This is a genomic window from Natronincola peptidivorans, from assembly GCF_900111615.1.
GTDB lineage: Bacteria > Bacillota > Clostridia > Peptostreptococcales > Natronincolaceae > Natronincola_A > Natronincola_A peptidivorans.
This window is the reverse complement of the sequence record NZ_FOHU01000024.1, coordinates 20,953-31,824: the sequence shown is the minus strand read 5'-3', so window position 1 is coordinate 31,824 and position 10,872 is coordinate 20,953. Positions and strand designations below refer to the sequence as shown.

Annotated in this window: 11 protein-coding genes and 2 other annotated features; all 11 genes read right to left on the bottom strand. The window is 37.0% G+C overall.

All coding sequences use genetic code 11. The features are described from left to right. Positions 1–278: 278 nt before the first annotated feature. The 11 genes from sigH to proS all read right to left on the bottom strand — a co-directional run bounded on the left by sigH (position 279) and on the right by proS (position 10,543). Complete coding sequence (gene sigH, locus BMX10_RS16095) at positions 279–932, bottom strand: RNA polymerase sporulation sigma factor SigH (protein ID WP_090446555.1); 654 nt, start codon at positions 930–932, stop codon at positions 279–281. A gap of 77 nt (positions 933–1,009) precedes the next feature. Next, positions 1,010–1,519 (bottom strand): NYN domain-containing protein, encoded by a 510-nt coding sequence (locus BMX10_RS16090; RefSeq protein ID WP_090446553.1) that lies wholly within the window; start codon positions 1,517–1,519, stop codon positions 1,010–1,012. A gap of 26 nt (positions 1,520–1,545) precedes the next feature. Beyond that, the gene (gene rlmB / locus BMX10_RS16085; RefSeq protein ID WP_090446552.1) at positions 1,546–2,304 is read right to left on the bottom strand and encodes a 23S rRNA (guanosine(2251)-2'-O)-methyltransferase RlmB; all 759 of its coding nucleotides are present in this window, start codon (positions 2,302–2,304) and stop codon (positions 1,546–1,548) included. A gap of 26 nt (positions 2,305–2,330) precedes the next feature. Beyond that, entirely contained in the window at positions 2,331–3,182 is an 852-nt protein-coding gene (gene thyX, locus BMX10_RS16080; RefSeq protein ID WP_090446550.1) for an FAD-dependent thymidylate synthase, read from the bottom strand. Continuing rightward, positions 3,167–3,550 (bottom strand): hypothetical protein, encoded by a 384-nt coding sequence (locus BMX10_RS16075; RefSeq protein ID WP_090446548.1) that lies wholly within the window; start codon positions 3,548–3,550, stop codon positions 3,167–3,169. Before BMX10_RS16075 ends, thyX begins: the two co-directional genes overlap by 16 nt. A gap of 16 nt (positions 3,551–3,566) precedes the next feature. Next, positions 3,567–4,004: a Mini-ribonuclease 3 gene (locus BMX10_RS16070; RefSeq protein WP_090446545.1), complete on the bottom strand. Its 438-nt coding sequence runs from the start codon at positions 4,002–4,004 to the stop codon at positions 3,567–3,569. A 57-nt stretch (positions 4,005–4,061) separates the two neighbouring features. Next, on the bottom strand, positions 4,062–5,456 hold the full coding sequence (gene cysS / locus BMX10_RS16065) for a cysteine--tRNA ligase (protein ID WP_090446543.1): 1,395 nt from the start codon (positions 5,454–5,456) through the stop codon (positions 4,062–4,064). Continuing rightward, positions 5,443–6,123, bottom strand: coding sequence for a serine O-acetyltransferase (gene cysE, locus BMX10_RS16060; RefSeq protein WP_090446540.1), 681 nt, complete (start codon positions 6,121–6,123; stop codon positions 5,443–5,445). Before cysE ends, cysS begins: the two co-directional genes overlap by 14 nt. A 59-nt stretch (positions 6,124–6,182) precedes the next feature. After that, positions 6,183–6,399 (bottom strand) — a binding site (T-box leader). Beyond that, positions 6,399–7,877 (bottom strand): glutamate--tRNA ligase, encoded by a 1,479-nt coding sequence (gltX, locus tag BMX10_RS16055; protein WP_170834862.1) that lies wholly within the window; start codon positions 7,875–7,877, stop codon positions 6,399–6,401. (Overlaps the previous feature by 1 nt.) Before the next feature lie 76 nt (positions 7,878–7,953). Then, the gene (locus BMX10_RS16050; protein ID WP_090446536.1) at positions 7,954–8,826 is read right to left on the bottom strand and encodes a DUF1002 domain-containing protein; all 873 of its coding nucleotides are present in this window, start codon (positions 8,824–8,826) and stop codon (positions 7,954–7,956) included. Positions 8,827–9,100: 274 nt separating this feature from the next. Further along, complete coding sequence (gene proS / locus BMX10_RS16045; protein ID WP_090446534.1) at positions 9,101–10,543, bottom strand: proline--tRNA ligase; 1,443 nt, start codon at positions 10,541–10,543, stop codon at positions 9,101–9,103. A gap of 77 nt (positions 10,544–10,620) precedes the next feature. Further along, positions 10,621–10,830 (bottom strand) — a binding site (T-box leader). Positions 10,831–10,872: the final 42 nt, after the last annotated feature.

Below are 10,872 nucleotides of genomic sequence, written 5' to 3'. Positions count from 1 at the left end.
CCCATGGTCAACATGTCCTATTGTCCCGATGTTTACATGGGGCTTATTTCTTTCAAATTTTGCTTTTGCCATTTTCTTCTCCTCCTTGTTTTTAATTAAGTTGTAACAGTAGTATGTACACTATGCCTAGTGTTTCTACTGATTTTCCTATGGATTTATGTCCTTATTTGATGGTCGTTTTTATCAGGTAGCAATCAATTAAAAGCTACCCGATAACCATTTTACTATTTGATAATAGCCTTGTCAACAAGGTATCTATTCCTTAATAGAAAAAACTATTATGTATATCTTACTTCTAAATATCTTTCTAATTTCCTTTTTACTCTTTGCAGGGCATTATCAATGGACTTGACATGACGATTCAAGTCATATGCAATTTCTTGGTATGATCTACCCTGGAGATAAAGCATTAAAACTTTACATTCTAAATCACTTAGAATTTCTCCTATCTTACCTTCAATATGAACCAATTCTTCTTTGCAAATAATTAATTCCTCAGGATCTGTTATCTTGTGACCGGAAATAACATCTAATAATGTTCTGTCAGATTCCTCGTCATAGATTGGTTTGTTTAAAGATACATAGGAATTTAATGGTATGTGTTTTTGTCTCGTAGCAGTTTTGATAGCAGTAATAATCTGTCTTGTTATACATAGCTCGGCAAATGCTTTAAAGGAAGACAGCTTGTCCGGTTTGTAATCTCGAATAGCCTTATACAGTCCAATCATGCCTTCTTGAATAATGTCCTCACGGTCTGCACCAATTAAAAAATAAGATCTTGCTTTAGAACGTACAAAATTTTTGTATTTTTTTATTAGCAATTCTAAAGCTTCTATCTCTCCATCCTTTGCGGCTTCAACTATGGTTTCATCCAATAGTTCTTGTTCTTCTATTATTTCTTCTTTTTTAGCCACCACAACGCTCACACACATCGCCTCCACACTCTTTTGTAGGGTCTCAGAACTTTGCTCTTATTATACCCTACTACATTATGTTAAGTCAAGGAATTTCATGACCTGCGTCTGAGTTTTTCAAGCTTTTCTAAAACCAATGGATCGATTCGATTCGATAAAAAATCTTTTTGTTGCTGTAAAACCTCTGTTTTTCTTCGAATATTCTTTTTGATTTTGTCATAATCAATGATTAATTCTCTAACAGGCATTCTAGCAGCTCCGCTTCCCATGATCATTTGTTGCTCTGTCCAATCATTAGTGACTACTGAAGCACGATCTCTTTTGGGCAAATGCAGAATAAATTTTTCAATAAAGCTATCGGCAGTTTCTTTTTCCTTGGTATAAACAACTTCAACACCTTTTATGGTATCCCGCTTCTCCATACTGGCTTTTACTAAGTGAGCATCAAAAACTACGATGACCCGCAGGCCTTTATAGCTTTGATATTCTGCCATCATCTCTACCAGTAGAATTCTAGCCTCTTCCAAATTTTCTTCTGCTGCTTTTTTTAACTCTGGCCACCCGTTGATTACATTGTATCCGTCTATTACTAAATATTCCTTCAAAGGATTTCCCCCGTCCTGATGACAAGCTATTTTTGCAGCTTTCCACTACTATTGTTTCTTTGTCTAAATATTTCGTACATCAATGTAGCTGCTGCTACAGAAGCATTTAAAGATGCTACCTTTCCTACCATGGGAATTTTTACTAAATAATCACATTTTTCTTTCACAAGTCTTGATATACCTTTCCCTTCACTGCCAATCACCAGTCCCATAGCTCCCTTTAAGTCGGCATCAAAGTAATCACTTTCACCACCCATGTCTGCACCAGCTATCCAAACTCCTTGTTCTTTTAATTTTTCAATTGTTTGAGCTATATTTGAAACTTTTGCAACAGGTACATATTCAATAGCTCCAGCTGATGTCTTGGCTACTGTAGCAGTAAGGCCAACAGAACGTCGCTTCGGAATAATGATACCATGGACGCCTACTGCATCTGCCGTCCTCATAATAGATCCAAGATTGTGAGGATCCATAATCTCATCCAATATCAATAGAAAAGGTGCTTCTCCCTTCTTTTTGGGAATTTCTAGGATATCCTCTAATTCACTATATTTATAAGCTGCAACTAGAGCTATTACACCTTGATGATTATTAGACTCAGCTATTTCATTAAGCTTTTGTCTTTCCACATGTTGCACAACGATTCCTTTATCCTTTGCCATGCCAGTTATTTTATTGATTGAACCTTCCTTTGCCCCCTTGGCAACAAGAATTTTATCAATTTCTCTTTCTGATTTTAACGCCTCCATGACAGGGTTTCTTCCTTCAATTTTATCCTTTGACACTTTTTATTTCACCTCTTATATACAAATTACATGCTTTTGAACCTTTCTCGTACCTCTTTCATTTCTCCACAGGTCATGTTCCCCTCAGGACAGCTTTCATAGGTACAGGCTGGACCAGCATATTTAAAAATATTTGGCGCAACAGTTTTTACAAGTTTCAACATTTCAATCCCTAGGTTTCTAATTTCCTCCTGTGCGCGATTGCAGCAACGTTTTTCAAAAAAGTGTAACAATATCCTAGCATTCATTGTAACAATAATTTTTGTTTCACAGGCATTCGGCAAGACAGCCCTTGCATTTTCAATAGCTAGTTTTTCTAAAGAGCTGCATTCTTTTCTGAAATGTATCCTACAGTGTTGGATAATTTCTTTATTGCTTCTCTTTAATACTTCTTCTATTGATTCTTCCTCACCTGCTATTCTTTCATTTTTACATGCATAAAATGCTTTGATTTTTTCTACTAGTAGTTCTTCAGTCATATTGTCATAGGCAGTTTGTGCATTCTCCATGGCTTCGATAAATATTTTTTTTGCTTTGTAATTATTTTTTATATCCTGAGGAATAACATATTCAAAGCTGCCTTCTCGAACATAACGCTGACTCTTTTGAGAGTAGCTGGCTAGTCTATGACGAACTAATTGATGGGTTAAGCTTCTAGAAACACCTTCAATGCCAAAGGTAAAAACTGCATGTTCTAATGGAGACTCGTGTTGCATTTCTGCCAGCATTGAAACAAACCTGCCTATTTTCTCCTCCGTTAGACCCTCCTCTAAGGCTTCAATACCTCCTGGATAATAACAAAGTTTTCCTCCCTTTGCCACCACTGCATCAGCATTAGGTGTATAAGCTAATAGTTTCAATTTTAATGTTGCTTCCATCCTTCTATTCCCCCTTGTATACGTAGATCTTTTACCGGTATAACATACAGCAAATAAGCCCTTACTTTAGCGCGATATTGACCCTCTAAAATTTCTGAGTCCCACTCCTTTGATTGTTGGCCTTCGTATATAACTTCAGTGATACCTTCTTCCTTTTCCTTCACAACAAACATCACTCTATAGGTTAGGAGGTTCCCTTTTTCTAATAAACTTGTATTTTGTATAGGCGCCACTGTTAGGGCATAGGCTTTATATTTTTCTCTCTCTTCATCTAAGGCTCCCACAGGGTCAAGCCACAAGGATTTTACGATCAAAAGACCCATCAAGAGGAAGGCTAAAATCAACATTGCTTGTCCTCTTTTTTCCATAAAGATTCCCCCTCTTTTAAGGATTATTGTTGTTAATAATCTCTACAGATTTTTCCATGATATCCATCAGTCGCTGCACTCTACCTGTGTAAAACAAATAACCCAATAGTGTTTCAAAGCCAGTGGCATATTTGTAGTCAATCAAATCTGCGTTTTTGGGAGGAGAAGGAGATTTTTGGTTTCGTCCCTTCTTTACGATCCCCCACTCCTCTTCCGTTAACTGTTTCTCCAGTTGATGGACTATAGCTGCTTGGGCTTTGGCCTTTACATAGCTTATTGCCATTTTGTGAAGCTCCCCCACCGCTAAGTTGCTTCGATGGATTAAATAATCTCGAATAAATGCTTCATAAACAGCATCCCCCATATAGGCTAAAGTCAACGGGGCCATCATTTTTACTTCCTTTTCTGTTTTAACTATGCCTTTATTGCTTAACTCAATCATCCATTCTTTCATTTGTTCCTTCTCCCTACACTTCTATAATTAAGACAAAACAGCTTTATTGGCTACTTTTTATCCTCTTCTCCATTTTACCCCTTGTGGTGTATCTTCAAGAATAATATCCATATTTTTCAGCTTATCTCTTATTTCATCAGCTAACTGATAGTTTTTATCTTTTCTAGCCTGCTGCCTTTGTTGAATAAGATCTTCTATCTCCTGGTCTAAAGCTTCTTTATCCTTATTAAGAAGTCCTAATACTCCAGTCAATTCATTCAATAGATCAAGGGCAGCTTGTATGATAGATTTAGCCGAAGTCAAAGAAATGTTGGTATTGATGTCCCTTACCAAATCAAAAATTACTGCAATGCCATCAGCGGTATTAAAGTCATCATCCATTACCTCTATGAATTTTTCCCTATACTGCAGAATACCTTCTAATACTTTACTTTCCTTCTCTTGAGGAGCTTTTTCTTCAGTGTTTTCTAGCAAATGTAGTAGATTATTTTTTGCATTATAAAGTCGCTCTAAAGCACTATTAGCTGCCTCTAATTGTTCTCTACTAAAATTTACAGGGTTTCCATAATGAGCAGAAAGCATAAAAAATCTTAAACTCTCTAAATCAAACTCTTCAGCTATCTCTCTAGGAGTAAAGAAGTTATTAAGAGATTTAGACATTTTTTTATTATCTACATTCAAGTAGCCTACATGAAGCCAATAGTTTGCAAAAGGTTTTCCTGAGCAGGCTTCACTTTGAGCAATCTCATTTTCATGGTGGGGAAATACTAAGTCTCCCCCACCCCCATGAATATCAATAGTCTCTCCCAAATACTTTTGGGCCATGGCAGAGCATTCTATATGCCAGCCTGGACGGCCTAATCCCCAAGGGCTTTCCCAGCTGGGTTCCTCTGGCTTTGCTGCCTTCCAAAGAACAAAATCTAGAGGACTCTTTTTCTGTTGATTTACCTCTACTCGAACCCCCGTGTGTAAATCTTTTAGACTTTGTTTTGATAGCTTTCCATAGTCAGGGTATTTTGATACATCAAAATACACATCCCCAGCTACCTCGTATGCAAAGCCCTTGTTAATTAGTTCTGCAATAAAGTCAATGATTTCTTTAATGTTTTCCGTTACCTTTGGATGAATATCCGCCCTCTTTATCCCCAAGCTTTCTGCATCCTTAAAGTATTCTTGAATGTATTTTTCACTGACCTCTTGAGAGGTTAAGTTCTCTTCCTTTGCCTTATTAATGATTTTATCATCTATATCGGTAAAATTCTGTACAAAGATTACTTTGTAACCTCTATATTGAAAATACCTTCTCATAGCATCAAAGACCATAAAGGTTCTTGCATTACCTATATGAAAATAATTATATACCGTTGGGCCGCATGCGTACAATTTAATCTCCCCAGATGTAATAGGAATAAATTCTTCTTTTCTTCTAGTTAATGTGTTATACAGCTTCATCATTAGGTCTCCTTTCTAATTCTGACATTTTCTTTTCCAATTCTATGATGCGTCTTTGCAAGCAATTTAGTTCCTCTGCAATAGGATCTGGCAAAGTTCCATGTTCTAAATCAATTTCATTTTTATGGATAGATTTTACTTTTTTATTATTCTTAATTACAATCTGTCCTGGTACACCAACCACAGTGCAATCAGGTGGCACTTCCTTTAGCACTACTGAACCAGAACCGATCTTAGAATTATCGCCTACTTTAAAAGGACCTAACACTTTTGCGCCACAGGAAATAACAACATTGTTTCCTATGGTAGGATGTCTTTTCCCTTTATCCTTTCCTGTTCCTCCCAAGGTTGCTCCTTGATAGATTGTAACATTATCCCCCACCTCCGCTGTCTCTCCAATCACTACGCCAGTACCATGATCAATAAAAACCTTTTTTCCTATTTTTGCCCCAGGGTGAATTTCAATACCTGTAATAAATCTAGCAAAATTCGAAATAAGTCTTGGTAATATAACCCAGTTTCTTTTATAAAGACCATGAGAAATACGATGAATAATGATAGCATGTAGTCCAGGGTAGCACAATAATACTTCAACAATATTCTTAGCAGCAGGATCTCTTTCAAATATAGCATCAATATCTTCTCTTATGGTTTTAAAAAACCTCATGACTTTCATCCCCTTTTTTTAATATTTATTAACATTAAAAAACTCCGTCTTGATTAATAATCAGAGACGAAGTTTTTCCGCGGTTCCACTCTGGTTGAATGAAAAAATCATTCCCCTTTAGGTCTATAACGGGACCTCCCGATTTATTCTACTAGCCTTCAAACAATGACTCACAGGTGCATTTCCATCTACCTATGCTTTAGAACCATTCTCAGCCAATGATGATTCTTCTCTGAAAAGCAGTATAGATATACTTCTCCTGTTCAATGTCTTTTCTATATAAAATTCTTCTTTACATAGTCTATGCGGGATAGCAAATTCTGTTTACCCAGCACTTGAATAATTAATGGTAAATCTGGACCATGGGCTTTACCAGTAGAAGCCACTCTAATTGGTTTAAATAACTTTGGTCCCTTTATTCCCTTTTCCTTTTGGATTTCTTTGAATATTTTCTTAATAGCTGCCTGATCTATAGCTTCAGCGGCTTGTACTTTTTCAGAAAACACATCTAAAAGCTCGGATATATGTTCCTCTTTTAATATGTTTTGGGTTTCTTCGTCCTCAGGCTTTACCTCTGCTTTAAAAAATATATCTACCTTATCAACAATCTCTCCTACATAATCAAGACTTTCCTGAACTATTGCTATCATATCCTTTAACCAGCTATATTTTTCCTCAGCTTCAGTAGTAGAAATATATCCTGCTTCTATTAAGTAGGGTATGGCTAAGTCAGTGATTCTCTCAGTAGGACTTTCTTTGATGTAATGATTATTCATCCAATTTAACTTGTTTACATCAAACACTCCGCCACTTTTTGATACTCTATTTAAAGAAAACTTTTCCTGCAATTCCTTCATAGAGAATATTTCTTTATTTTCCTCCGGACTCCAGCCTATTAACGCTACATAATTCACTAAAGCCTCTGGCAAATAACCTTTTTTCATAAAATCCTCTACTGCCACATCCCCGTGCCGTTTGCTTAATTTTTTCTTTTCTATATTTAGAATGTTTGGTAAATGTACAAATTGTGGCGCCTGCCAGCCTAACACTTCATAAAGATAAACATGCTTGGGTGTAGAAGGTAACCATTCCTCACCTCGGATAACATGGGTGATTTTCATCAGATGGTCATCGACTACTACTGCAAAATGATAGGTAGGATAACCATCAGATTTTATCAAAACCTGGTCATCTACTTCCTCTGTGTTCACAACCACCTTGCCTCTAACAGCATCATCAAAGACAATATCTTTATTTTCTGGAAGCTTCAATCGAATAACATAGGTGTCTCCTGCTTTTACTCTCTTTTCAACTTCTTCCTCTGTTAAACTTCTACAATGTCCGTCGTATTTAGCAGTTAAACCTAAGGATTTTTGCTTTTCTCTTACCTCATCTAATCTTTCCTTAGAGCAAAAACAATGATAAGCATCTCCACTGTCTAAAAGATTTTTTATATAAGCTTTGTAGGTATCTAGCCTTTGGGATTGTACATAAGGACCATAATCTCCCTTTTCAATTAGTTCTCCGTCCACCATGGTAATGCCTTCATCGTGGTTAATACCCACCCATTCCATGGAACTTAGTAAATTTTCAATAGCACCTTCCACCAATCGACTTTGATCAGTATCCTCAATCCTTAGCAAATATTCTCCACCATGCTTTTTAGCTAGCAAATAGTTATATAGAGCTGTTCTTAAACTGCCTATATGAACAAATCCAGTAGGACTTGGTGCAAATCTTACCCTTACTGACATCATGTAAACCCTCCTATTTTAACATCTGTATTACCCTATTATAAACCATAATCCTTAGCGTATCAAGCTAGTTTTATTATCTTGAAAACATCCCCAAGATGGACTCTAACAATCCTCTTATCATTTCAATAATCCTTTCCAACAAAGACCTTGTCTCTTCCATATCCAAAGAAATCTCTCTTAGTTCTTCTTCTATTCCCTGCAGCTGCTGTTGTATAGCATCTACATTTAAATTTAATTTTGTTATTTGTTGCATCAGTCCAGTAATATCCTCAACCTGATTTTCTGTTAATTGGATATCTAATTGTCCTGCTATTTCTATGACGACTCTTCTAATCTCTTGGGGCTCTCGTATCCTTCTTTCTACTACAACCTGTTTTATTTTCCTTATTAAGACAGCAGCTCTGTCCTTCCCTATTTCTTCTCCTAGCTCTCCAGTTGTAATCATCTCTTTATTTGCTATCCTCTTTTGTTCTTCTCCAATAACCTCACCTGTCAACTCTTCAAATGCCTTTAATATTCCCGTCAACGCTGCTGTACCTGATACCTCAAAGGGAGCTGCAGCTATTACTTTTGCATCTACTACCTCTGCCGTAACCAATGCGTTCATAATCATTTCCTCTGTCACCCATGTCAGATTATAGGTTTCTACTGACATTCCTTCTCCTTGTTGAAATTGTTCAACAAAAGCACTGGAGATAGCTCTTGTTCCTATTTCTTTTTCTGTAGCAATTCCTTCTAGATAATTTCTTTCTTCTTCATTGGTTACTACAAGAATTTTCGTGGTCCCTCCCTCCTCTACTTGAAACAAATCAAGCATTTGCTGCCGTTGCTGTTGGTTAAGGTCATTGCCTAAAGTAACTACTACAAACTGACTACCATAACTGGTCACTGTTGCTAATAATGCTATGGTTATTATCGTAATATAAGCAAAATATTTTCGTTTCATTCTTTAACCCTCCAAATAATTTCTATCTCTATATCTTTTCTTATATGGAAGGAAATATACAAACCCCTCTGAGTTCTCAGAGGGGTTGCGGTTGTTGAAAAAGTCAACAACCTCCAGACTGTTCAAAAATCTTCAGCTTGGAGGCGCAAGAAAACTCAGCGACTGCAGCGTATACGTAATACGAAAAGGTGCTGGGTTTTTGAAGTAACGAAGAAGATGGAGGTTTTTCAAAAGTCTAAACCCCTCTGAGTTCTCAGAGGGGTTTGTTAATACTTTAGTATGCTTTTGCAAAGTATGCCATCACCTTGGCTTCCTTGCCGCAGAAGGGGCAGGTATCTCCTAGGTTTTCTTGCTCAAAAGGAATGCATCTTACAGATGCCGCTGTTTCTGCTTTTATTTTGTCTTCACATTCTCTTTCTTCACACCACATAGCCTTTACAAAGCCAGGTCTTTTCTCCATAATTTCTTTCATTTCATCAAAGCTTTTAATATAATAGGTCTTTTCATCTCGCATGTTTTTCGCTTTTAGAAGCAGGTTATTATGAATATCCTTCAGCAAACCTTGTACCTTCTCCTTTACTTCCTCTAATGGTACTACTTCTTTTTCTAATGTATCTCTTCTAAACAGCACCGCTTGTTGCTTTTCTATGTCCTTTGGACCTATTTCAATACGTATAGGTACTCCCTTCATTTCCCATTCATTAAACTTCCAGCCTGGAGAGTAGTTTTCTCTATCATCTACCTCTACCCTAAAGCTTTCCTTTAGCTGACTAAAAATTTCATCAGCTTTTTCAATAACACCGCCTTTATGAGCTGCTATTGGTACAATCACTACCTGTACTGGCGCTACCCCTGGTGGGAATACTAATCCTCTGTTGTCTCCATGTACCATGATGATTCCACCAATCAGACGGGTAGATACTCCCCACGAGGTATGATAAGGATGCTTTAACTCACCGTCTCTGTCTAAGAAGGTAATATCAAAAGCAGTTGTGAAGTGCTGAGCTAGATTATGAGATGTACCCGCTTGCAACGCTTTGCCATCATGCATTAATGCTTCCATTGTATAGGTAGCATGAGCACCAGCAAATTTTTCTTTTTCACTTTTTCTTCCTACCACTACTGGCATCGCCAACAATTCTTCTGCCGTTTCCTTGTAGATATTTAGCATTTGTATGGTTTCTTCCTGTGCTTCATCATAAGTCTCGTGCAAGGTATGTCCTTCCTGCCACAAGAATTCAGAAGTTCTTAGGAACGGTCTGGTGCTTTTTTCCCATCGCACCACACTGCACCATTGATTATATAAAAATGGTAGGTCTCTATAGGATTTTAACCATTTGGAATACATTTCACAAATAATGGTTTCTGACGTTGGACGAATGCACAGTCTTTCTGCCAATTCCTCCTGACCGCCATGGGTAACCCAGGCTACCTCTGGAGCAAACCCCTCTACATGTTCAGCTTCCTTTTTTAATAAGCTTTCTGGAATTAATAGAGGAAAATAACAGTTCTTATGTCCTGTTTCTTTAAAACGTCCATCCATGTACTGTTGTATATTTTCCCAAATAGCGTAACCATAAGGCTTTATTACCATAAATCCCTTTACCGGTGAATAGTCCACCAAATCAGTTTTAGTAATTACATCTGTATACCATTGGGGGAAATCCACTTCCATCGGTGTGATTTCTTCTACAAATTGTTTTTCTTTCTTACTCATGTTTCATTCTCCTTTCTTGTCTTATCTTTTATTTATTATGTTCTTTTTATAAAAACAAAAACTCCCGTCTCCTAATATTTAGAGACGGAAGTTTATTTTTCCGCGGTACCACTCTAGTTAACCTGTATGGCTCACTTTATGACTTAACGGCGTCCACCGGTATAACCTACTGATTTCAGTTAACAGCTCCAGGGTGGGTTTGAAAAACTCGACTTAAAAACCTCTCAGCCTAGGGTTTTCTCTCTTAAAAGCTACGTCTTCCTACTATTCCCCATCATTGCATATTTTTTTCTTTTTTTATAGAATATAGTATATTGGAATTTATGTCA